Source organism: Pseudomonas sp. V88_4, assembly GCF_029967985.1.
Lineage (GTDB): Bacteria > Pseudomonadota > Gammaproteobacteria > Pseudomonadales > Pseudomonadaceae > Aquipseudomonas > Aquipseudomonas glycinae.
This window is the reverse complement of the sequence record NZ_JASCAF010000030.1, coordinates 77216-100214: the sequence shown is the minus strand read 5'-3', so window position 1 is coordinate 100214 and position 22999 is coordinate 77216. Positions and strand designations below refer to the sequence as shown.

The following is a 22999-nucleotide window of genomic DNA, read 5'->3' as shown; positions in this document are numbered from 1 at the left end:
TGCCTGAGTTTGCGACTGGCCTTGTGGGCAGACGATTTAAAATTCTTGGATTGCCGACAGGTTGTTCCGGCGGCGTGTAGTTTTACTACAAATCATCCGGCATTTCAGCCTTTCGAATGTATAGACGAGTAGTAAAACTACAGATGAAAGGCTTGTGGCCTCCGACTGCGTTGTGAGAATAATCGTTAAGGTTGGTCTTTGGCCATCCGAAAAAGGTGAAAGTTTGATGCTGGCTGCCAAAGAAAAAGAAATTTCAGCTATTTCTCACTTTTGTTCGACAGTCCTTCGCGTAGCGGTTTTTCAATTATCACTACAAGCGGCCATTTACACGCCGATCAAGGATAGACCATGACCCTGCCCGCGCTTGCCGAACTGCCCGCCATTCTCCTGCCGTTGGTCAGCCGATCGGAGCAGTCGTTCCGTGCGGCCGTCGCGCAACTGGAAGACGATCACGGCTTCTCGTCCTGGACGCCGGAACGCTGGGCGCAGTTCGCCCGCGTCAGCGCCGCCAGCGATTTCGTCATTGAACAGAGCGTTCGTGACCCTTTGATGTTGTTGTCGCTGGTGCAGTCCGGCGAACTGGACCGGCCGTTCGCCCGCGGCGAGTTGTGCGGGCAGATTGCAGAGGCGGTGAGCACTGCGCAGACCGAAGATGAGTTGGGCCGCGTCCTGCGTCGCCAGCGCACCCGGCATCAGGTGCGGATCATCTGGCGCGACCTCAACCGTCAGGCCGATCTGGTGCAGACTTGCCGCGACCTTTCGGACATGGCCGACGCCAGCATCGATCAGGCCTATCAATGGTTGTACCGCCGCCATTGCGACCAGTTCGGCACGCCGACCGGTCGGCGCAGCGGCGAACCGCAGCAGATGGTCATACTCGGCATGGGCAAGCTCGGCGCGGTCGAGCTGAACCTGTCCTCGGACATCGATCTGATCTTCGCCTACCCCGAGGGCGGCGAAACCGTCGGCGTGAAGCGCCCGCTGGACAATCAGGAATTCTTCATTCGTCTCGGCCAGCGCCTGATCAAGGCCCTCGACCCGATCACCGTCGACGGTTTCGTGTTCCGCGTCGACATGCGCCTGCGCCCGTACGGCTCGTCCGGTGCGCTGGTGCTGAGCTTCAATGCGCTGGAGCAGTATTACCAGGATCAGGGCCGCGACTGGGAACGCTACGCGATGATCAAGTCGCGGGTGGTGGCCGGCGATCAGGTGGCGGGCGAGCAGTTGCAGGAAATGCTGCGGCCGTTCGTTTACCGGCGTTATCTGGACTTCTCGGCAATCGAAGCGCTGCGCACCATGAAGCAGTTGATCCAGCAGGAAGTGCGGCGCAAGGGCATGGCCGACAACATCAAGCTTGGCTCTGGCGGTATCCGTGAAGTCGAGTTCATCGCCCAGGCCTTTCAACTGATTCACGGCGGACGCGACCTGAGTCTGCAACAGCGCCCTCTATTAAAGGTGTTGAGCACGCTTGAAGGGCAGGGCTATCTGCCGCCGGCCGTCATCAGCGAGCTGCGCGAAGGTTACGAATTCCTGCGTTACACCGAACACGCGATCCAGGCGATTGCCGACCGTCAGACCCAGATGCTCCCGGACAGCGCTCAGGATCAGGCGCGCATTGCGTTCATGCTCGGTTTCGCCGACTGGGAAGCGTTCCACGAGAAGCTGATGTTCTGGCGCGGCCGGGTGGCCTGGCACTTCGCGCAAGTGATCGCCGATCCCGATGAGGACGAAGGCGCCGAGAGTGAAGTGGTGGTCGGCGGAGAATGGCTGCCCCTGTGGGAAGAGGCTCAGGACGAAGAGGCTGCCTGTCGCCAGCTGGAGGAGGGCGGTTTCGCTGACGCGACCAAGGCCTTGAAGGCATTGGCGAGCCTGCGTGCCAGCCCGCAGTTGCGAGCGATGCAGCGTTTGGGGCGCGAGCGTCTGGATGCCTTTATTCCGCGCCTGCTCGCTCAGGCGGTGGAGCATGAAAATCCCGATCTGGTGCTGGAGCGCGTTCTGCCGCTGGTCGAAGCGGTGGCCCGGCGTTCGGCTTATCTGGTGTTGCTGACCGAAAACCCCGGCGCGCTGCGCCGCTTGCTGACGTTGTGCGCTGCCAGCCCGTGGATCGCCGAGCAGATCACCCGTTTCCCGCTGCTGCTCGATGAATTGCTCAACGAAGGCCGGCTGTTCAAGCCGCCGCTGGCGCCGGAACTGGCCGCCGAGTTGCGCGAGCGCCTGACCCGGATCCCGGAAGACGACCTCGAACAACAGATGGAAGCCCTGCGCCATTTCAAACTGGCGCACCGCTTGCGCGTCGCCGCTTCGGAAATCGCCGGCAGCCTGCCGTTGATGAAAGTCAGCGATTACCTGACCTGGCTGGCCGAGGCGATTCTGGAGCAAGTGCTGGCGCTGGCCTGGCGCCAGACCGTGGCCAAGTACGGCACGCCGCTGCGCACTGACGGTACGCTGTGCGATCCCGGCTTCATCATTGTCGGTTATGGGAAAGTCGGCGGGATCGAGTTGGGGCATGGTTCGGATCTGGATCTGGTGTTCATCCACGATGGTGATCAGCAGGCCGAAACCGATGGCCCGAAACCGATTGATGGCACGCAATTCTTCACCCGGCTCGGCCAGCGGATCATTCACTTGCTGACGGCGCAGACCAACTCGGGCCAGCTGTACGAAGTGGACATGCGCCTGCGTCCGTCCGGGGCGTCGGGGCTGCTGGTCAGTTCGCTCGGTGCGTTTGCGCGCTATCAGGAAAATGAAGCCTGGACCTGGGAACATCAGGCGCTGGTGCGGGCGCGAGTGCTGGTGGGCAGCCAGGATGTCGGCCAGGCCTTCGAGAGCGTGCGGGCCCAGGTGCTGGGCAAGGCGCGGGATCTGGCGAAACTGCAACAGGAAGTGAGCGAGATGCGCGCCAAGATGCGCGACAACCTCGGCAGCAAGAGCACCGCCGCCGGTACTGGGGCGAATGCCTTCGAGGCCACGGCGCCGTTCGACCTCAAGCAGGACGCCGGAGGTATCGTCGATGTTGAATTTATGGTGCAATACGCGGCCCTGGCGTGGTCGCAGACCCACCCGGCGTTGCTGCGCTGGACGGACAATATCCGCATTCTGGAAGAGCTGGAACACGAAGGGCTGATGCCGGCCGAAGACGCCAGCCTGTTGCGCGAGGCCTATAAGGCCTATCGTTCCGCCGCCCACCGGCAGGCCTTGCAGAAGGACGCCGGGGTGATACCGGGCGATCAGTTCGCGGACGAACGGCGGCAGGTGATGCGGATCTGGCGTGAGCTGGGGCTAAGCTGATTCTCGAGGCGGGGAGGTGTAAAGCCTCCCCGGTTCGTTTATGGAAACCACATGAATATTCTGATCGTTGGGCCCAGTTGGGTCGGTGACATGGTGATGGCGCAGACACTGTTTCAGTGTCTCAAGCAGCGCCACCCGCAGTGCGAAATCGACGTGCTGGCCCCGGAGTGGAGCCGGCCGATCCTCGAACGCATGCCCGAAGTGCGCAAGGCCTTGAGCTTCCCGCTCGGCCACGGCGCGCTGGAGCTGGCGACCCGTCGGCGGATCGGCAAATCCCTGGCCGGCCAGTACGACCAGGCGATCCTGTTGCCGAACTCCTTGAAGTCGGCGCTGGTGCCGTTCTTCGCCGGCATCCCGAAACGCACCGGCTGGCGCGGCGAATTCCGCTACGGCCTGCTCAATGACGTGCGCACGCTGGATAAAGAACGTTATCCGCTGATGATCGAGCGTTTCATGGCTCTGGCTTACGAGCCGAACGCCGAGCTGCCGAAACCCTATCCGCGCCCGAGCCTGCAAATCGATCCGGTGACCCGCGAGGCCGCATTGGCCAGGTTCGGCCTGACCCTCGACCGTCCGGTGCTGGTGTTGTGCCCCGGCGCCGAATTCGGTGAAGCCAAGCGCTGGCCGTCCGAGCATTACGCCAAGGTCGCCGAAGCGCGGATTCGCGAAGGCTGGCAGGTCTGGCTGTTCGGTTCGAAGAACGATCACGCGGTCGGCGAAGACATCCGCGCGCGGCTGATTCCGGGGCTGCGTGAAGAGTCGGTGAATCTGAGCGGCGGTACTTCGCTGGCCGAGGCCATCGACCTGATGTCCTGCGCCGACTCGGTCGTTTCCAACGATTCCGGCCTGATGCACGTGGCCGCCGCGCTGAATCGTCCGTTGGTGGCGGTCTACGGGTCGACCTCGCCGGGTTTCACCCCGCCGCTGGCCGAGCACGTGGAAATCGTCCGTCTGGGCCTCGATTGCAGCCCTTGCTTCGACCGCACCTGCCGTTTCGGCCATTACAACTGCCTGCGCCAGCTGATGCCGGACGCGGTCAACGATGCCTTGCAGCGTTTGCAGGGCTCTGTGGTCGAGGTTCATTAACTTGCGGGTATTGCTGATCAAGACTTCATCGCTGGGCGACGTGATTCACGCGTTGCCGGCGCTGACCGACGCCGCCCGGGCGATTCCCGGGATCAAGTTCGACTGGGTGGTGGAAGAAGGCTTCGCCGAGATTCCGACCTGGCACCCGGCCGTAGGCAAAGTGATTCCGGTGGCGATTCGCCGCTGGCGCAAAAATATCTGGAAAACCATCACCGGCGGCGAATGGAAGCGCTTCAAGCAGTCCGTTCGGGCGAACAAATATGACCTGGTGATCGACGCTCAAGGCCTGCTGAAAAGCGCCTGGCTGACCCGCTATGTCAAGGCCCCGGTAGCCGGTCTCGACAAGAGCTCGGCCCGCGAACCGATCGCCGCGCGTTTTTATGACCGCAAACTGGCGGTAGCCCGTGGGCAGCACGCCGTCGAGCGCGTGCGCCAGTTGTTCGCCATTGCTTTGGGTTACGACTTGCCCAAAGGCCTGGGCGATTACGGCCTCAACGTCGAGCGTCTGGTCGAACTGCCGCGCAAGAATGCTTACGTGGTGTTCCTCCACGGCACTACCTGGGACACCAAACACTGGCCGGAAGCCTATTGGCGCGAGCTGACCGAACGGGTCGGCTACCTCGGCGTCGGGATCAAGCTGCCGTGGGGCAACCCGCTGGAGAAGGCCCGGGCCGAGCGCATCGCCGCCGGTTTCAAACACGCCGAAGTGCTGCCGAAGCTGAACCTGGCCGGGGTCGGCAAGGTGCTCGCTGGTGCCCAGGCCTGTGTCGCGGTGGACACCGGTCTTGGCCATCTGGCCGCGGCGCTGGACGTGCCGACGATTTCCCTGTTCGGCCCGACCAATCCGGGCCTGACCGGCGCCTACGGCAAATTGCAGATTCACCTCGGCAGCGATTTCCCGTGCGCGCCGTGCCTGCAAAAGAAATGTACGTATCAACCGACCGCGCAGGATGCCCGTCAGTTTGACCTGAAACGCGAGTGGCCTCTGTGCTTCACGCGTCTGAATCCCGAGCGTGTTGCCAGCCGACTGAGCACGTTGTTGATGGCTGAGGAGCTGCGCTGATGCAATTGGCTTTTGTCCTGTACAAATATTTCCCGTTCGGCGGTTTGCAGCGCGACTTCATGCGCATCGCCCTCGAATGCCAGAAGCGCGGGCACCAGATCCGCGTCTACACCCTGATCTGGGAAGGCGACGTGCCTCCCGGTTTCGAAGTACTGGTGGCGCCGGTCAAGGCGTTCTTCAATCATCGGCGCAATGAAAAACTCAGCGCGTGGATGGAAGCGGACCTGGCCAAGCGCCCGGTGGATCGCCTGATCGGCTTCAACAAGATGCCGGGGCTGGACGTCTACTACGCCGCCGACGGCTGCTTCGAGGACAAGGCGCAGAACCTGCGCCACTCGCTGTACCGCCGCTGGGGTCGCTATCGCCACTTCGCCGAGTACGAGCGCGCGGTGTTCGCCAAAGACGCGAAAACCGAAGTGCTGATGATCTCCGAAGTGCAGCAGCCGCTGTTCATCAAACATTACGACACGCCGCTGGAGCGCTTCCACCTGCTGCCGCCGGGCATCGCCCAGGACCGTCGGCGCCCTGCGGATGCCGACCGGATTCGCGCCGGTTTTCGCGCCGAATTCAATCTGAAGGACGACGAACTGCTGCTGGTGCAGATCGGTTCCGGGTTCAAGACCAAGGGTGTCGATCGCAGCCTGAAAGCGCTGGCCGCCTTGCCTGCCGATCTGAAGAAACGCACCCGGCTGTTTGTAATCGGCCAGGATGACCCCAAATTGTTCCAGATGCAGAGCGCGACGCTGGGCTTGGGCGACAACGTGACGTTCCTCAAGGGGCGCAGCGATATCCCGCGTTTCCTGCTCGGCGCCGATCTGTTGATCCACCCGGCTTACAACGAAAACACCGGTACGGTGCTGCTTGAAGCGCTGGTCGCCGGGTTGCCGGTGCTGGTCAGCGCGGTCTGCGGTTACGCTCATTACATCGCCGAGGCCGACGCCGGGCGGGTGCTGGACGAGCCGTTCGATCAGGCGCAACTGGCGCAATACCTGACTGACATGTTGAACGACGACGCTGCACGGGCGGCCTGGAGCCGCAACGGTCTGGCCTTCGCCGAGACGGCCGACCTCTACAGCATGCCGCAGCACGCGGCCGATGTGATTCTGGCGGAGCACGCTTAAATGAAGTTGATGCTGGCTGAACCTTTCAAGAGCCTGTGGGCCGGACGCGATCCGTTCGCCGAGGTCGAGGGCTTGCAGGGCGAGGTGTACCGCGAGCTGGAAGCCCGCCGGACGTTGCGCACGGAAGTCGACGGCAATGGCTTTTTCGTCAAGATCCACCGGGGCATCGGTTGGGGTGAGATCTTCAAGAACCTGCTGACCGCCAAGCTGCCGGTGCTCGGCGCGGGTCAGGAATGGAAAGCCATCCAGCGCTTGCAGGAAGTCGGCGTGCCGACCATGACCGCCGTTGCGTACGGCGAGAAGGGCAGCAACCCGGCGGATCAGCATTCGTTCATCGTCACCGAAGAGCTGGCACCGACCATCAGTCTGGAAGACTTCAGCATCGACTGGGTCAAGCAACCGCCGCAGCCAAAACTCAAGCGGGCGCTGATCGCCGAGGTCGCGCGCATGACCGGCATGATGCACCGCGCCGGGGTCAACCACCGCGACTGCTACATCTGCCACTTTCTGCTGCACACCGACAAACCGGTGACTCCCGAAGATTTCAAACTCTCGGTGATCGATCTGCACCGTGCCCAGACCCGCCCGGCGATCACCCAGCGCTGGCGCAACAAGGATCTGGCGGCGCTGTACTTTTCCGCGCTGGACATCGGCCTGACCCGTCGCGACAAGCTGCGTTTTCTCAAAGGCTATTTTCAGCAACCGCTGCGCCAGATCCTGGCTGAAGAAGCGCCGTTGCTGAGCTGGCTTGAAGGCAAGGCCAACAAGCTCTACGCGCGCAAGCAGCGTTACGGGGATGCGCTCTGATGGCGGGTTGGAATCTGGAGCCTGAGTACAGTGAACTTGCGCAGTATTTCGGTAGCCTCGAAGCGGTATTTGCCCTTCAGGGCGAGCGCCTGACCCGCGATCCTTTGTCCGAAGTCATTCGCGTGCAGCTCAACGGCGTCAACTATTACGTCAAGCGCTACGTCGGCGCCGGCAAAGGCTTGCGCCGTTATCTGGGCAAGCCCCGGGTGAAGATGGAATGGCAGAACCTCAAGCGCTTCGCCAAGTGGGGCATTCCCACCGCCGAAGTGGTGGCGTGGGGCCTGGAGCGCAACGGCATGGCCTACGATCGCGGGGCGATGATTACCCGTGAACTGCCGCGCACCGAAGACCTGTCGGCACTGGCCGAACGCAACGATCCCAAGCTCAGGGATCGCGTCTGGGTCGACGGCGTCAGCCGGCAACTGGCTGGTTACACCCGGGTCATGCACGACCATCGCTTTACCCATAACGATCTGAAGTGGCGCAACCTGCTGATCGACGATCAGGCGCAGTTGTATCTGATCGATTGCCCGAACGGCGATTTCTGGCGCGGTTTCTGGCTCAAGTATCGGATCACCAAGGATCTGGCCTGCCTCGACAAGGTGGCCAAGTATCACCTGTCGAACACCCAGCGCCTGCGCTTCTACCTGCAATACCGCCAGCGTGACCGGCTGAATGCCGCCGACAAGCAACGGATTCGCCACGTGGTGAGATTTTTCGAGGGACGCGAATGACTGATTTTCTCGCCGAAGAAGACCGTGCACTGCTTGAACGCCACGGTCTAGGTACTTTTGACGCCCTGTGGGCCAAGCAGCTTGAGGCTGTAGATGAACCCAACACCGCCCGTGGCGGCTGGAGCAGCGTGTTTCGTCTGGAACTGGAAGGCCAGGGTTACTACCTCAAGCGCCAGAGCAATTACCTGACCCGCACCCTGCATGCGCCGTTCGGCGAACCCAGTTTTGCCCGAGAATTTCGCAATATCAGCCGATATCGCAAACTTGGCATTCCTGCGCTGCAAGCGGCTTTTTTCGGTGAGCGCAAAGTCGACGGCGAAATCCGCGCGATCCTGCTGACTCGCGCGCTGGATGGCTGGAGCGACCTTGAGTCGCTGCTGGCGCGCTGGTCGCAACTCGGTGCAACGCAACAAACGGCGATCCTCAAGGCCTGCGGGCTGCTGGCTCGGCATCTGCACGGCGTACGCCAGGTGCACGGCTGTTTCTATCCCAAGCACATTTTTCTGCGGGCCAACGGTGACGAGTACCAGGCGCAACTGATCGACCTGGAAAAAACCCGACCGTTATTGTTCGGCATGCGTGACCGGATCAAGGACCTGGAGCCGCTGCAACGCCGCGCACCGGAGTGGAGCGACGCGCAATTGCGTGAGTTGCTGGCGGCTTACCTCGATCAGCCCGCCGACAGCTCGCTGCTCGACAGCTGGCTCGCCCGGCTGACCGCACGACGTAGCCACAAGGAGACCCGCTGATGCAGCTGTCCGAGCTGACCGGTGTCGGGCGAACCCCGCAACTGCCACTGTCGGTAGCCCTCGCAGATGCGGCCGGTCCTGCGGACTTGCAATTGCTGAGTCTGTTGCGCGTGTTGCCTGGGCAGCGTTACGTCGGTGCCGGTGTGTGGCGCGGGCGTCCGGTGCTGGCCAAGTTACTGGTCGGCAACAAGGCCGCGCGACATTTTCAGCGTGAGCTGGAAGGGGTGAAACTGCTCGCCGCCCAGGGCATGACCACGCCGTTGCTGCTGGCTGATGGTCTGAAGGATGGCGAAGGCGGCTGGTTGCTGTTCGAGTTCCTTGAAGGCGCCGAGAGTCTGGGCGATGCCTGGAGCAAGGTCGAATCCCTGCCGGTGCTGGCCGACGAACAATCGGCGGTGCTGGCCGAAGCGCTTGGCGCCATCGGTCAATTGCACGGCAAAGGCCTGTGGCAGGAAGACCTGCACCTGGACAACCTGCTGCGCCATGGCGGTCAGCTGTATCTGATCGATGGCGCAGGTATCTGTGCGGAAAACGCCGGCCAGCCGTTGTCCCGGCAGAAAGTGCTGGAAAACCTCGGGGTGTTTTTCGCCCAGTTGCCCAAGTCGCTCGAGCCGTTTACCGAAGAATTGCTGGTGTATTACCTGCTGAGCAACAGCGAGCATGCATTGCCGCTGGAAGCCCTGCAAAAGCAGATCGACAAGGTGCGCGCCTGGCGCTTGAAGGATTACCTGATCAAGGTCGGTCGTGAATGCACGCTGTTCAGCGTCAAGCGCGGCGCATTTGCTCTGCGGTCGATTCGCCGCGAGGAAGAGTCCGCGATGCTGCCGGTGCTGGAGCAGGCCGATGCCTTGCTCGATCAGGGTCACCTGTACAAGACCGGCGGCGCGGCCAGTGTCGGCAAGGTCGAGGTCGCCGGGCGTGCGCTGGTGATCAAACGCTACAACATCAAGAATTTTGCCCATTGGCTCAAACGCTTCTGGCGCCCGAGCCGCGCCTGGCATTCCTGGCGCGAAGGCAATCGCCTGGCGTTCCTCGGCATCGCCACGCCCAAACCGCTGGCGGTGCTGGAAACCCGTTTTCTCTGGCTGCGCAGCAAGGCCTATCTGATCACCGAACACCTGGCCGGGCCGGACATCATCGAACGCTTTGCGCCGTACGTTGAAAGCGGCGAGGCGCCGGAAGGCGAGTTGCAGGCGCTTGATCAACTGTTTGCACGGCTGATCGCCGAGCGCATCAGCCATGGCGATTTCAAGGGGCATAACCTGTTCTGGCAGGAAGACCGCTGGGCATTGATCGATCTGGATTCGATGTGCCAGCACGGCTCGCTGGGCAGCTTCGCCCCTGCCTATGCCCGGGATCGTGCGCGGTTCATGCGCAACTGGCCTGAGAGCAGTGCGCTGTATCAGGTGATTGATCAGCGTTTGCCCAAGGATCTAGCGGGCACTGCGTGATTATTTTCGCCAGCGCGTAAGACATTTCTACAGTTGAATCCGGGTGAGGGTTGTAGTGACAAATCCTTGTGACTTGTCCTACGACCTTCCCGGAACCCATGAACTGCCCCCCGCAAAATCCCGATGTTAGTTTGCCCCGACGTTCCCGGAGGGCAAATCTTGACCATCAAAACGGCTGTCACTATCGGCGCATTTTCCCTGGCACTGGCCGGCTGCGGCACCGCTGTCACGGTGTTGCAGGACGACGACGGCGCCACGCGCGGCCTGCGCAAACAGAAGACCTACTGCCAGTCGATTCCGCGCATCTACAGCGGACTCGCCCATGATTTCTGCCTGCTGCACGCGCCGCCTGATCCTACCGGTATTCTGGTACCGGTCGTCCTGCTCGACCTGACCCTGTCCGGTGTGTTCGACACGGCTTTTCTGCCGTACACGATCTATCGCCAGGCGGTGGACGGGAATATCAGTGTTTATTGGCGGCCAAGCCGTGGGTAAATACCTTGCCCCCAACCAGTGAGTACAGCGATGTCATCGTTTATGTCGATGAGAGCGGTGATCATGGGATGCAGACACTGGACTCCAACTATCCAGTCTTCGTGCTCGCGTTTTGTGTCTTTCATAAGAGGCATTACTGCGAGAAAGTCATTCCTGCTCTACAGAAATTCAAGTTTGCACACATGGGTCACGATCTGATCGGTCTGCATGAGCTCGAAATTCGTAAAGAAAAAGGAGCGTTTTCTGGCCTCTTCATGTCCAGAGAGCACAAGAATGCTTTTCTTGAGGAGCTGACTTGCATCATTGAAGCCAGCAACTTCGTTCTGATCAGTTGCGTCGTAGACAAGGCTTCCCTTCGTGAAAAACAAGGCACGGGACACAATCCTTATCACCTCGCTCTCGGCTTTTGTCTGGAAACGCTCTATGAGTTTTTGCAGGAGAAGAATCAACAAGGGGCACTGACGCACGTGATTTTCGAGCGCCGAGGAAAGCGAGAGGATAACGAGCTTGAGTTGGAGTTTCGCAGGATGTGTGGTGGGGCGAATCGATGGGGTATTCAACTGCCGTTTGACATCGCTTTTGCAACCAAACAGGTGAATTCCACCGGCCTGCAGCTAGCCGATCTTGTTGCGAGGCCTATTGGCATGAGCGTGTTGAAGGCGGGTCAGGGAAACCGTGCTTTTGACGTGCTCAGGCGTAAGTTCTATTGCAGCGGGGGGCGGAGCAAAGTTGGAGAGGGTTTCGAGAATTGGGGGTTGAAGATTTTCCCATCCACAGAAAGCGAAAAGCCCCGGTGATCTCACCGAGGCATTAGCGCCGACCGGGATCTCCCAGTCCATTTGTGCTGGAGTCTATGTCGATGCTACTTGAGTGTCAACGCACCGGCCGGCCAGTTCCGCTAGAGGTTTGTCGGCGCTTTTAAGCTATAATCCCGCCCTTTAGCTGTCTCTCGCCGGGTGCGAGGGCACATCATTTTTCAAGGCGCATCGCGCCTGAATGCAGACTTAAGAGGCTAGACCCCTGTGGCATTGACGATTCTTGGCCTGTCCGGCGCCCTTAGCCATGATCCTTCAGCAGCCTTGTACATCGACGGCAAGCTGGTCGCGGCGGCTGAAGAAGAGCGCTTCGTGCGCGATAAACATGCAAAGAACCGCATGCCCTACGAATCGGCGAAGTTCTGCCTGGAACAGGCAGGCATCAAGCCGTCCGACGTTGACGTGGTCGCGATTCCGTTCGCTCCGATCAGCATTTTCGGCAAGGCCCGCTGGCAGTACGCCAAGCGTTACTGGTACGCCCCGGACCGTGCACTCGACGCGATCCTGATGGGCAACCGTCGCTACAAGCGCTATCGCAACAAGATCGTCTGGTGCCTGGAGCAACTGGGTTTCGATCCGAAGAAAATCAAGATCGAGCCGGTTGAACACCACTTGGCCCACGCTTCCAGCGCCTACCACTGCTCGGGTTTCAAAGAGAAAACCGCGATCCTCGGCATCGACGGCAAGGGCGAGTACGCCACGACCTTCTTCGGTTATGGCGAGAACGGCAAGATCCACAAGATCAAGGAATTCTTCGATCCGGACTCCCTCGGCGGCCTCTACGGCGCGATCACCGAGTTCCTCGGTTTCGACATGCTCGACGGCGAGTTCAAGGTCATGGGCATGGCGCCGTACGGCGACGCCAGCAAATACGATTTCTCGCGCCTGGCTTCGTTCGAAAACGGCGAGCTGGTGATCAACACCGACTACGCCAACGTGATCGGCCTGCGTCGCTATAAAGAGAAGGGCAAGGGTTACTACTTCTCGCCGAAGCTGATCGAGTGGCTGGGCCCGAAGCGCGAAGGCGACATCGCCGACGAGCCGTACATCCACTACGCTGCCAGCATTCAGGCGCTGTTCGAAAAAATCGCGCTGCAGATGATCGACTACTACCTGGGCGACGTGCTCAAGGAAACCGGCAAACTGGCCTATGCCGGTGGCTGTGCGTTGAACGTCAAGCTCAACCAGAAAATCATCGCCCGGGACGACGTCAAGGAACTGTTCGTGCAGCCTGCCTCCGGCGATGCCGGCACCGCAGTCGGCGCAGCGGCCTATGTGTCCAACGCCCGTGGCGTGCCGGTCGAGAAGATGGAACACGTCTACCTCGGCCCGTCGTACAGCAACGAAGACGTGATCGCCGCATGTGCCCGTCACGAGAACAAGCCGACCTGGCGCAAGCTTGACAACATGCCGGAGCAGATCGCCAAAATCATGGTCGATGGCAACCCGGTGGCCTGGTTCCAGGGCCGCATGGAGTTCGGTCCGCGCGCGCTGGGCGGTCGTTCGATCATCGGTTGCCCGAGCGTGGCTGGCGTGGCTGACCGCATCAACCACCAGATCAAGTTCCGCGAGCGCTGGAGGCCTTTCTGCCCGTCGATGCTCGACACCGTTGCGCCACAGATGATCAAGATCGATCACCCGGCGCCGTTCATGACCTTCACCTTCGAAGTGGCGGAAGAGTGGAAGACCCGCGTGCCGGAAGTCGTCCACGAAGACGGCACGTCCCGGGCCCAGGTGCTCAAGCGCGAATACAACCCGCGCTACTATGACATGATGAAGGCGCTGGAAGTGCTGACCGGCAACGGCGTGTCCCTGAACACCTCGCTCAACCGCCGTGGCGAACCGATGATCTGCTCGCCGACCGACGCACTGAACATGTTTTTCGGCTCGGATCTGCAATACCTGATCATGGAAGACATCCTGGTGGTCAAAGAAGGCGCAAACGCTTATGACACGCTCGGCTGAACGCCATGTGCTGCAGTTCTCCCACGGCTATGACGGGCCGTTCCTGGACTGCGCGCGGCAGTACGCCAGCCTGTTCGCGGGTACCGGTTATCGGGTGACCACGGTCTTTCTGACCGGGGCCGCCGATAGCGAGGTGGCCGCAGCCTGCGCCTCCGATGAAGTGTTGTTCATGGAATACAGCTCCAAGGCCATTCGTGGCCTGAAGCTGGGCGCCATCGGCGATCTGCGCAAGATCGCCGCTTCCCGCAATTTCAGTTTCTGCATCGCCCATCGTTTCAAGCCGATCTACATCGCCTTGCTCGGTACTTCGCTGCCGGTGATTGGTGTGCATCACGCGTTTGGCGATTACCAACGCGGCACGCGCAAACTCTTTGCGCACATTTTCCGCAAGCGTCTGAGCCTGCTCGGCGTGTCCGATGCGGTGCGGAACGACATTCGCCGTTGCCTGCCGAAATGGCCGGCAGCGCGCATCCAGACCCTCTACAACCGCATCGATATCTCCGCGTTGCAGATGAGTCAGGTGTCCGCCCGTGAAGCCCGCGAAACCCTTGGTCTGTCGGCGGATGCCTTCATTGTCGGCAATGTCGGTCGTCTGCACCCGGACAAGGATCAGGCCACGCTGCTGCACGGTTTTGCCGCAGCGCTGCCCGGTCTGCCGGCCAATAGCCAACTGGTGATTCTCGGCGAGGGGCGGCTTGAGGATGAACTCAAGACACTTGCCCGTGAGCTGGGCGTCGGGGATCGGGTGCTGTTTCTGGGCCAGGTGCCGGACGCGCGCAATTACTTCCGGGCGTTCGATGTGTTTGCCCTGAGTTCCGACAATGAGCCGTTTGGCATGGTGCTGCTGGAGGCCATGGCCGCCGGCGTGCCGTTGCTGGCCACGGCGTGCGGCGGGGCGAAGGAAGTGGTCGAAGGCGTCGGGATCCTGTTTCCGCTGGGTGACGCCGAGCATCTGGCCCAAGGCCTGAAACATCTGGCCGGCATGGACGAGCAGCAGCGTCGTCAGTGCGCCGAGATGATGTTCGACCGCCTGCGTGAGCGCTTCTCCGATCGAGCCGTACGCGACACGTTCTGGCATTTGCCGCAAGTTACCGATCTGGCACCGAGGGGCTGATGCTCAACCGATTTCAAGGCTGGCGCGAACGTGGCTGGTCGCCCGTTGACGCCTCAACTTATGCACAGGCCTGGCAGCGTTTTGGCGGCAGCGTCGCGACTCATCCCATGGTGGTCGAGCGGCTGGCGAATCTGGCCGGCATCCCGGTGCGCTATCTGGCGTGGGAGCAGCAGGGCGAAATCAAAGCCGCAATCCCGACCTGGGGCCGCGACCTGGCCTTGTCCAAGGACGTTCTCAAGCGCAACGGCAAGAAAGGCCTGTTCGATCTTGGCAACGCCGAGCTGATCCTGCCGGCCGCCGCCGATGTCCAGGCCCCGCTGCGCCATCGCGGGCGCTACCTGTCGGCGCTCAACGAAAACCGCTTCAGCGGCCTCAAGTTGCAGACCGAACAACTGGCCATGGCCCGTACCCCCGAAGAACTGTCGAAGAAGTTTCGCTACAACCAGCGCCGTGAACTGCGCCTGCTGGAAGAGGCGGGCGGCGTGGTGCGGCCGGTCAGCGACTTCTCCAGTGCGGAACTGGCGGCGATCTACTGCGACCTGTTCCAGCGCCGCTGGGGTTTCCCGGCCACTGGCGCGGCACGCATGGCCGAGGTCATCGAGTTGTTGCGCGAGCTGTTGATCGGCTCGGTGATCTTCCTCAACGATGCGCCGATCGCCATCCAACTGGTGTACCGCGTCGAAGCCCCGGAGTGGATCAGCGTCGAGTACATCAACGGCGGCGTCGACCCTGAAACCCGCGAATTCAGCCCCGGCAGCGTCCTGAGTTTCCTCAACACGCAATCTGCCTGGGAACATGCCCGGGGCCTGAACAAGCCGCTGCGCTTTTCCTTCGGTCGCGCCGACCGTGAATACAAGGATCGCTGGTGCAATCCTGTGCCGGTCTTCACCGTATGAGTCAACCCATGAGCCGCAAACAGCAACTGCTCAAGCGTCACCGGCGCAATAAACGAATCGGCCTGCTGATCGCACTGATCGTGTTGATCGCCCTTGGCTTGCTGGTGGCCTGGTGGCTGCCGCCGGTGCTGGCGGTCATTGGCTGGATTGCCCATGAGGCGTGGTTCGCCGATCACCTGTTCTATTCGCCGAAAGACGATTACCAATACAGCTTTCCGCCGTTCACTCCGCAGCCCAAGGTGCATCTGAACGGCGAACAGTTGCGCCTCGACGAAGGTGTGATGCTGGTGGACGACGCCACGCTGATCCTCGCCGTGAAGGTCAAAAGCAGCTGGCTGGGACGCTTCTTCGATCCTCGGATCGAGTTGGTCGGGGGCACCCATCCCGACGCGCAGACGTTCGAACGCGGCGTTAACGGCCTGCGTTATCTGAACCTCAGCGGCCAGGCGCAGGCCCTGTCGCAAGGCCAGTTGCGTCTGCGCGGGCGCTTTTGCCGGGTGTCCGGCGAGCCGGTGCTGTGGGCGCTGGAACAACCGGACTACCGCCAGCAGCGGGTGATGGTCATCGCGCCTCACGCCGACGATGCCGAACTGGCTGCCTACGGTTTGTACAGCCAGGCCAAAGAAGCCTGGATTGTGACCCTGACCGCCGGCGAGATCGAAGCCGAACATTATCAACGGATGGGCCTGAACAAGGTCGAGGCGGCGCGGCTCAAGGGGCGTCTGCGCGCCTGGGACAGCCTGGCCGTACCGCGCTGGGCCGGCGTGCCGCAGGAACACTGCGTGCAGCTCGGGTATTTCTGCCTGCAACTGGCGGCGATGCAGGCTGCACCGAATCAACCCATTGGCTCGCGCGAAGCCGATCTGAGCGACACGCGGATGTTCCGTCAGCTGAATCCGTTTGTCCTGCCCGGCGATGCCGACGGCGCGCCGACCTGGAACAACCTGCTGGCCGACCTGCGTGACGTGCTGTCCCGCGCGCGCCCGGATGTGATCGTGATGCCGCACCCGACGCTGGATCCGCATCCCGATCACATCTGCGCCCAAGAGGCGGTGCTGGAAGCCTTGCGCGGCCTCGAATGGCAGCCGACGCTGCTCGGTTACGCCAACCACTTGCACGACAACGACCGTTGGCCGATGGGCGACAGCGGGCAGGGCATCGCCTTGCCGCCGACGTTCGATGCGACCCTCGCGATGCAGCCGCTGTGCCTGCCGCTGTCGATCGAATTGCAACGGGACAAGGCCATGGCGCTGGGCATGATGCATGACCTGCAGCCACCGGCCCCGTTCAAGCGTCGCCTGCGCCGGTTGTTTCAGCGACTGCTGGCCGGTCGGCGTCCGTCGGTTTATGGCGAGAACGAATTTTTCCGCAAAGCAATCAGACGCCAGGAGTTGTTCTGGGTACTGAAGCAGAGCGAAACAGGGGCGACGGCATCGCACCGGGGAGAGGTATGAGTCAACGCGCAAAGGTGCTGCAGCTGCAGCCCGATTACAACGTCAAATCCCATGATTTCGCCGACCTCGCCGAACAGATCGTCAAGGCGCTGCCGACCGACCGTTACGAAGTGACCGCCGCCTTCCTGCGCGGCAAACCCGGACCGGGCGAGGCGGTCAGCCGTGCCGACCGTTCGGTGTATTTCGAGTTTTCCGACAAGTCCCTCAAGGGCATGCGCCTGCGGGCGATGTGGCAGCTGTACAAGTTCTGCCGTCGGGAGAAATTCGACGTGGTGATCTGCAACCGCTTCAAGCCGGTGAACATGATGCTGACGCTCAACCGCTGGTTGAAGGTGCCGCTGTGCATCGGCATTTCCCACGGTTTCGGCGAGTACGACCGCTTTTACCGTCGTCGCCAGACTCAGCGCCTGATCGACCGGCACTGGCGGTTCGTCGGGGTGTCGCCAGCGGTCAAGCAGTACCTGCTGGATTGCAATTGCGGTTTCACTGACCAGAACACCTACGCCATCACCAACGCCATCGACATCGAACAGGCCGAGGGTTTGCAGCACAGCCGCGAGCGTGCCCGTGAATTGCTCGGTATCGACCCGAATGTGCGCCTGATCGGGGCACTGGGGCGGCTGGTGTCGGTCAAGGGCCACACTTACCTGTTGCAGGCTTTCGCTCAACTCAAAGACAAATACCCGAACACCCAGCTGGCAATCATCGGTGCCGGACGCCTGCAGGCGCCGCTGGCGGCCGAGATCGAACAGTTGGGCCTGACTGGCCGGGCGCACCTGCTGGGCTTCAAGGAAAATGCCCTGCAATACGTGCGCGCGTTCGATATCTGGACCATGCCGTCGCTGGCCGAAGGCCTCGGTCTGGCCTTGCTGGAAGGCATGAGCGGGCACCTGCCGGTAATTGCCTCGAACGTGCCGGCCATGTTGCCGCTGATCGAAGGTGCCGGTGGCTTGTCAATCACACCCAAGGACGTACCGAGCCTGACGGCGGCTCTGGACACCTACCTCGCGCTCTCGGATGACGAGCTCGAGGCCAAGGGCGAGCAGGCTTACCGCTACCTGCAGGAACAGCACGACATCGAGGTTTTCCGCCAGGAATACCTGAATCTGATCGACTCCGGCCTGGAGCAGGCCCGCAAGGAACAGCCATGAGCGATACAAGTGCCGTGAGCGGTGCCCAGCCCCTCGTCACCGTCATCATCGCGTCCTACAACCACGGGCCGTACATCGAGGAAAGCATCCTCAGTGTCATCAATCAGACCTACCGGAACATCGAGCTGCTGGTGATCGATGACGGTTCGAAGGACGATAGCGTCGAGCGCATCCAGGCCTTGCAGGAAAAGCACGGCTTCGATTTCCGGGTGCAGCAGAACCAGGGCCTGACCAATACGCTCAATGGCGCGATCGCGCGGGCCAAGGGCAGTCTGATCGTGCCGTTCGGTTCCGACGACATCATGTACCCGGACCGGATCGCGACACAGGTCGCCTACATGGACGGCAAGCCGGAAGTGGGCATCTGTGCCGGCAACATCGAGTTGATGGATGCCGACGGCAATCTCTATCCGGAGAAGCGTCAGCGCCGGGACGTGCCGTTCCGGCGCCTGGATTTCGATGACATGTTTCTGGAGCGCAAACCTTACCCGCCGGCGCCGACCCTGATGATTCGCCGCGAAGCACTGGACAAGGTGGGCGGGTTCGATCCGACGATTCGTCTGGAGGATCTGTACATCGAACTGAAAGTGACCCGCGCCGGGTACTTCATCGATGGGTTGAACGTGGTCATGGCGCGCTATCGCAAGCACGCCACCAACTCCTACAAGAACCACCGTTTCATGATCGAAAACATCCTGCGCACCTACGCGCGGTTCAGCGATCATCCGCTGTACGACGAAGTGCGCTACAAGTCGCTCAATTCGATGTTTCTGAAGACCGCCAGCCGCGACCGCAAACTGGCGCGGGAGCTGCTGGCGCAGATTCCTTTCAAGGCCTGGAACAAGAAGACCTGGCGCGGGCTGGGTCGGTTACTGTTTTTGCCGCTGGAAAAAGACTGAGGTCGTTGTCGCTCGCACTGAACGGACTGGTCTGAATCATCAATGAACCCGAGCCGGCGCGTTGCCGGCCAGCACTTGCCTGTGCAGATTCTCTACGGCGGATTTCGACGCCGTTACGGCATACCCCTGGAGCAGCGCCTCGAAGTGATCCTCGAACAGCCAGCGCTGGTCGACGGTGTAGCGTTGCATGTGGCGCAGATTACGCTGACGCAGTGACAGGCTGAGGGGCGAAGGGTAGATCCGCAGGTCGGCCAGATCGATCAGCCCGAACTCGCCATCCTCCAGCACCAGTACATTGCCCAGATGCAGCGAGCGGAAATACACGCCCTGCTCATGCAGGCCGGCCATGAATTTGCCAAAACGTTCCACCAGCGCCTGTCGCACTGCCGGCGCGGTGATGCCCTGCAGGACCTGGCGCAGAGTGTGGCCCGGCAGCGGCGTGTAATGCACGGCGCTGCTGCCGTCGTCGAGGCGATACAGGTTCAGCACCTGGGGTGTGGGAATGCCCATCCGGCGCAACTGTTCGCTGTTGACGGCAAACCGCTCGGAATACGGGTTGAAACTGCCCGAGGTATACCAGCGACGGCGGCGAAACAGCTTGAGAAAACTGCCATCGGCCAGACGCAGGACCTTCGGACCGAGTCCGTCTTCCTCGATGACCTGGGCGCCGTTGCCGAGCTGTTGCAGAGCGGATGCCGAAAGCTTCTGTACCGGCATTGTCAAAAGGCGTCGGGCCCGTTGATTGATGCTCAGGGCTGCAATCAGCGCCAAAGGAATCCACAGCAGGAACCAATGCTCCTTGGGGCGCGAAATGATCCCGCCACCCTCGGTCAGCCCGGCACCGATGCCGAACACCAGCCAGGTCGAGGCGATGATCAGCAGCGGCTGCACGCGCTGGCGCCAACTGCTCAGCAAGCCCCAGGCCTGAAAAAACAGCCACGGCAGCATGCCGAGGATGCCGACGTAATAAAGCACGCCCAGCGCAAAGCTGTGGGGTTCCTGGAAGCTGTAACCGACACCTGGATCAATCGCCAGTGTGGCGTTGTAGCCGTGGCCGATCCATGGGTGTTCAGCGATTTTTTCCAGGGCTTGCTGCCAGATTTCGAAACGGTAGGAGTCGCCGCGTTCGATGATCATCTTCGAGAACAGCACCGACGTGGTTGCGCCGCCGACCGCCAATGCCCCCAGCAGCACCAGCGAGCGACGGTTCCAGCAAATCAGGCTCAGCCACAATGCCGCCATGGTCAGCGCCATCAGCGGGGTGCGCGAGCCGGTTCCGATCACGGCCATGAACATGATCAGCATCGCGGGAATGCTGAGCCAGTACAGCCGGCGATTCTTGCAGGTCATGCTCAGACTGAGCCAATAGGCGCAGAAAAATCCGAACAGATGGGAGCTGAGCAAAGGGTTGTCGAACGCGCCACCACCGATCAGGCGCTCGCCGGGTTCAGAGTGGAGCACGAATGGAATCAGGAAACTGATCGTTGCGACCAGGGCCACCAGCGCGGCGCCGAACAACAATGGCGAAAGAATGTCGCTGCGGTAGCGAACCAGCAGGACACATCCGGCGAACAGCATCAGGGTATGCAGCGGGGGCTTGAACATACCGCTTATCGGTTCTTCCTGCGGACCCCAGCAAAGGCTCAGCAGTGCCCAGGCGGCAAACAGCAGCAGCGCAATGATCACCGGCTCACGCAGCATTTCTTTGAGTTCCCGCGGGCGCAGGCACAGTGCAATCAGCGTCGGAATGCTGAACAAGCCGTAAAACAGCTTGTGATGAACACTGCGACCCGGCAGGAAGAACAGCGCGCACAAGAGCAGAAAGTAGCCGACGGGAAGTATCCACAGGCTGATGAAGTCGAAAATTCGATTGGACGTACTGCTGAAGCCGCGAAGTTGCATGCTGAGAGATTCAATCCTGAAGTTGATCGGCCATTTCGATGATGGCTATTTGACGCTGAAAAAGACGCCTAACAATAACAGCCTTTGGCCGATTGCCAGAACCCTGAACAAGCTGTGCTAAAGTCAGCGTCCTTTTTATCGACTTTCGCGTGATATGACCGACTCCAGTCCCGCCGCAAGCCCTTCGAGCTTGAAAATCTACTTCCGCCTGCTCGGCTATGTCCGGCCGTACATCAGTCTGTTCCTGATCAGCATCGTCGGTTTTCTGATTTTTGCCTCGACCCAGCCGATGCTCGGCTACATCCTCAAGTACTTTGTGGACGGCCTGTCCAATCCCGAGGCAGTGCTGTTTCCCAGCGTGCCTTACCTGCGCGATCTGCAGCTGTTGCAGGCCGTACCGCTGCTGATCATCCTGATCGCCGCGTGGCAGGGCCTGGGATCCTATCTGGGCAACTATTTTCTGGCCAAGGTTTCCCTCGGTCTGGTGCATGACCTGCGGGTGCAGCTGTTCAACAACCTGCTGGTCCTGCCCAACCGTTATTTCGACAAGCATAACTCCGGTCACCTGATTTCGCGTATCACCTTCAACGTGACGATGGTCACGGGGGCGGCAACAGATGCGATCAAGGTCGTAATCCGTGAAGGCATGACGGTGATCTTCCTGTTCGCCTCCCTGCTGTTCATGAACTGGAAGCTGACGCTGGTGATGGTCGCGATCCTGCCGCTGATCGCCGTCATGGTGCGCACCGCGAGCAAGAAATTCCGCAAGCAGAGCAAGAAAATCCAGCTGGCCATGGGCGACGTGACCCACGTGGCGTCGGAAACCATCCAGGGCTATCGAGTGGTGCGCAGCTTTGGCGGCGAAGCCTACGAAGAGAAACGTTTCCTCAATGCCAGTCAGGGCAATACCGACAAGCAGCTGCGCATGACCCGCACCGGGGCCATCTACACGCCCATGCTGCAACTGGTGATCTACAGCGCCATGGCGATCCTGATGTTCCTTGTGCTGTACCTTCGCGGCGACGCTTCGGCCGGTGACATGGTGGCCTACATCACGCTGGCGGGCCTGCTGCCCAAACCGATCCGCCAGTTGTCCGAAGTCAGTTCGACCATCCAGAAGGGCGTGGCCGGTGCCGAAAGCATTTTCGAGCAACTGGACGTCGAGCCTGAAGTCGATACCGGCACGATCGAGCGCGACTCGGTCAGCGGTCGCCTCGATGTAAGCAACCTGAGCTTCACCTATCCGGGCACCGAGCGTCAGGTGCTCGATGACATCAGCTTCTCGGTCGAACCGGGACAAATGGTGGCGCTGGTGGGACGTTCGGGCAGCGGAAAATCGACCCTGGCCAACCTGATTCCGCGCTTCTATCACCACGACAAGGGCGAAATCCTGATCGATGGCGTGGAAGTGGAGCAATACAAGCTGCTCAATCTGCGGCGTCATATTGCCCAGGTCACCCAGCACGTCACGCTGTTCAGCGACACCGTGGCCAACAATATCGCCTATGGCGATCTGGCCGGGGCGCCGCGCGAAGACATCGAGAAAGCCGCGCGTGATGCCTACGCCATGGACTTCATTGCGCAGTTGCCCCAAGGCCTGGACACCCAGGTCGGGGAAAACGGCGTGCTGCTTTCCGGCGGTCAGCGCCAACGTCTGGCGATTGCCCGTGCCCTGCTCAAGAACGCACCGTTGCTGATTCTCGACGAGGCGACCTCGGCACTCGACACGGAGTCGGAGCGGCACATTCAGGCGGCGCTGGATCAAGTGATGAAAGGCCGGACCACGCTGGTGATCGCTCACCGTCTGTCGACCATCGAGAAGGCCGACCTGATTCTGGTCATGGATCAAGGCCGGATCGTCGAGCGCGGCACCCACGACGACCTGCTGGCACAGAACGGCTACTACGCGCGTCTCAACGCCATGGGTCTGGACGCCCCGGCCGAAGACATCGCCTGATCCGGCCTCGATGACGCCGGGCGCGCAATATGCGTCCGGCGTTTTTTCTCGC

The 22999-nt window shown here is 61.2% G+C and carries 19 protein-coding genes; 18 read left to right on the top strand and 1 reads right to left on the bottom strand.

From position 1 onward, the window contains the following. The first annotated feature begins 226 nt into the window (after window positions 1-226). From QLG12_RS09685 to QLG12_RS09605, 17 genes are all read left to right on the top strand, one after another. Window positions 227-352, top strand: coding sequence for a hypothetical protein (locus QLG12_RS09685; protein ID WP_256579510.1), 126 nt, complete (start codon window positions 227-229; stop codon window positions 350-352). Continuing rightward, entirely contained in the window at window positions 349-3288 is a 2940-nt protein-coding gene (glnE, locus tag QLG12_RS09680; RefSeq protein ID WP_282474382.1) for a bifunctional [glutamate--ammonia ligase]-adenylyl-L-tyrosine phosphorylase/[glutamate--ammonia-ligase] adenylyltransferase, read from the top strand. Before QLG12_RS09685 ends, glnE begins: the two co-directional genes overlap by 4 nt. Before the next feature lie 51 nt (window positions 3289-3339). Next, on the top strand, window positions 3340-4374 hold the full coding sequence (waaF, locus tag QLG12_RS09675) for a lipopolysaccharide heptosyltransferase II (RefSeq protein WP_197869262.1): 1035 nt from the start codon (window positions 3340-3342) through the stop codon (window positions 4372-4374). Between the two features lies 1 nt (window position 4375). Next, entirely contained in the window at window positions 4376-5437 is a 1062-nt protein-coding gene (waaC, locus tag QLG12_RS09670) for a lipopolysaccharide heptosyltransferase I (protein WP_282474381.1), read from the top strand. Next, window positions 5437-6558, top strand: coding sequence for a glycosyltransferase family 4 protein (locus QLG12_RS09665; RefSeq protein WP_197869260.1), 1122 nt, complete (start codon window positions 5437-5439; stop codon window positions 6556-6558). The genes waaC and QLG12_RS09665 overlap by 1 nt, the downstream gene beginning before the upstream one ends. Beyond that, entirely contained in the window at window positions 6559-7365 is an 807-nt protein-coding gene (gene rfaP, locus QLG12_RS09660) for a lipopolysaccharide core heptose(I) kinase RfaP (protein WP_108559264.1), read from the top strand. Then, complete coding sequence (locus tag QLG12_RS09655) at window positions 7365-8099, top strand: lipopolysaccharide kinase InaA family protein (protein ID WP_197869259.1); 735 nt, start codon at window positions 7365-7367, stop codon at window positions 8097-8099. Before rfaP ends, QLG12_RS09655 begins: the two co-directional genes overlap by 1 nt. Beyond that, complete coding sequence (locus tag QLG12_RS09650; protein WP_064593014.1) at window positions 8096-8848, top strand: lipopolysaccharide kinase InaA family protein; 753 nt, start codon at window positions 8096-8098, stop codon at window positions 8846-8848. The genes QLG12_RS09655 and QLG12_RS09650 overlap by 4 nt, the downstream gene beginning before the upstream one ends. After that, a complete protein-coding gene (locus tag QLG12_RS09645; RefSeq protein WP_282474380.1) occupies window positions 8848-10299 on the top strand; it encodes a lipopolysaccharide kinase InaA family protein in 1452 nt (483 codons plus the stop codon). The genes QLG12_RS09650 and QLG12_RS09645 overlap by 1 nt, the downstream gene beginning before the upstream one ends. A 159-nt stretch (window positions 10300-10458) precedes the next feature. Next, window positions 10459-10794, top strand: a complete 336-nt coding sequence (locus QLG12_RS09640) for a YceK/YidQ family lipoprotein (protein WP_236193122.1) — start codon at window positions 10459-10461, stop codon at window positions 10792-10794. Then, window positions 10773-11591, top strand: coding sequence for a DUF3800 domain-containing protein (locus tag QLG12_RS09635; protein WP_282474379.1), 819 nt, complete (start codon window positions 10773-10775; stop codon window positions 11589-11591). Before QLG12_RS09640 ends, QLG12_RS09635 begins: the two co-directional genes overlap by 22 nt. Window positions 11592-11816: 225 nt before the next feature. Further along, the gene (locus tag QLG12_RS09630; RefSeq protein ID WP_007952261.1) at window positions 11817-13574 is read left to right on the top strand and encodes a carbamoyltransferase; all 1758 of its coding nucleotides are present in this window, start codon (window positions 11817-11819) and stop codon (window positions 13572-13574) included. Further along, a complete protein-coding gene (locus tag QLG12_RS09625; protein ID WP_197869255.1) occupies window positions 13558-14688 on the top strand; it encodes a glycosyltransferase in 1131 nt (376 codons plus the stop codon). Before QLG12_RS09630 ends, QLG12_RS09625 begins: the two co-directional genes overlap by 17 nt. Then, window positions 14688-15584 (top strand): antimicrobial resistance protein Mig-14, encoded by an 897-nt coding sequence (locus tag QLG12_RS09620; protein ID WP_282474378.1) that lies wholly within the window; start codon window positions 14688-14690, stop codon window positions 15582-15584. The genes QLG12_RS09625 and QLG12_RS09620 overlap by 1 nt, the downstream gene beginning before the upstream one ends. An 8-nt stretch (window positions 15585-15592) precedes the next feature. Next, a complete protein-coding gene (locus tag QLG12_RS09615; RefSeq protein WP_197869253.1) occupies window positions 15593-17038 on the top strand; it encodes a PIG-L family deacetylase in 1446 nt (481 codons plus the stop codon). Continuing rightward, the gene (locus tag QLG12_RS09610; RefSeq protein WP_197869252.1) at window positions 17035-18189 is read left to right on the top strand and encodes a glycosyltransferase; all 1155 of its coding nucleotides are present in this window, start codon (window positions 17035-17037) and stop codon (window positions 18187-18189) included. The genes QLG12_RS09615 and QLG12_RS09610 overlap by 4 nt, the downstream gene beginning before the upstream one ends. Before the next feature lie 14 nt (window positions 18190-18203). Further along, window positions 18204-19088 (top strand): glycosyltransferase, encoded by an 885-nt coding sequence (locus QLG12_RS09605; protein ID WP_108563635.1) that lies wholly within the window; start codon window positions 18204-18206, stop codon window positions 19086-19088. A gap of 39 nt (window positions 19089-19127) precedes the next feature. Here QLG12_RS09605 and QLG12_RS09600 read toward each other — a convergent pair whose 3' ends face one another. Then, window positions 19128-20990, bottom strand: a complete 1863-nt coding sequence (locus QLG12_RS09600; protein WP_282474377.1) for a bifunctional O-antigen ligase/aminoglycoside phosphotransferase family protein — start codon at window positions 20988-20990, stop codon at window positions 19128-19130. A 154-nt stretch (window positions 20991-21144) separates the two neighbouring features. Here QLG12_RS09600 and msbA point away from each other — a divergent pair, with 154 nt between their 5' ends. Then, window positions 21145-22947: a lipid A export permease/ATP-binding protein MsbA gene (msbA, locus tag QLG12_RS09595; RefSeq protein ID WP_282474376.1), complete on the top strand. Its 1803-nt coding sequence runs from the start codon at window positions 21145-21147 to the stop codon at window positions 22945-22947. Window positions 22948-22999: the final 52 nt, after the last annotated feature.

Bases quoted from the DNA above. Each gene is read 5' to 3' on its own strand.
- QLG12_RS09620 (WP_282474378.1), top strand. From the start codon at position 14,688: ATGCTCAACCGATTTCAAGGCTGGCGCGAACGTGGCTGGTCGCCCGTT.
- waaF (WP_197869262.1), top strand. From the start codon at position 3,340: ATGAATATTCTGATCGTTGGGCCCAGTTGGGTCGGTGACATGGTGATG.
- rfaP (WP_108559264.1), top strand. From the start codon at position 6,559: ATGAAGTTGATGCTGGCTGAACCTTTCAAGAGCCTGTGGGCCGGACGC.
- glnE (WP_282474382.1), top strand. From the start codon at position 349: ATGACCCTGCCCGCGCTTGCCGAACTGCCCGCCATTCTCCTGCCGTTG.
- msbA (WP_282474376.1), top strand. From the start codon at position 21,145: ATGACCGACTCCAGTCCCGCCGCAAGCCCTTCGAGCTTGAAAATCTAC.
- QLG12_RS09625 (WP_197869255.1), top strand. From the start codon at position 13,558: ATGACACGCTCGGCTGAACGCCATGTGCTGCAGTTCTCCCACGGCTAT.
- QLG12_RS09655 (WP_197869259.1), top strand. From the start codon at position 7,365: ATGGCGGGTTGGAATCTGGAGCCTGAGTACAGTGAACTTGCGCAGTAT.
- QLG12_RS09665 (WP_197869260.1), top strand. From the start codon at position 5,437: ATGCAATTGGCTTTTGTCCTGTACAAATATTTCCCGTTCGGCGGTTTG.
- QLG12_RS09610 (WP_197869252.1), top strand. From the start codon at position 17,035: ATGAGTCAACGCGCAAAGGTGCTGCAGCTGCAGCCCGATTACAACGTC.
- QLG12_RS09685 (WP_256579510.1), top strand. From the start codon at position 227: ATGCTGGCTGCCAAAGAAAAAGAAATTTCAGCTATTTCTCACTTTTGT.
- QLG12_RS09615 (WP_197869253.1), top strand. From the start codon at position 15,593: ATGAGCCGCAAACAGCAACTGCTCAAGCGTCACCGGCGCAATAAACGA.
- QLG12_RS09650 (WP_064593014.1), top strand. From the start codon at position 8,096: ATGACTGATTTTCTCGCCGAAGAAGACCGTGCACTGCTTGAACGCCAC.
- QLG12_RS09600 (WP_282474377.1), bottom strand. From the start codon at position 20,990: ATGCAACTTCGCGGCTTCAGCAGTACGTCCAATCGAATTTTCGACTTC.
- QLG12_RS09645 (WP_282474380.1), top strand. From the start codon at position 8,848: ATGCAGCTGTCCGAGCTGACCGGTGTCGGGCGAACCCCGCAACTGCCA.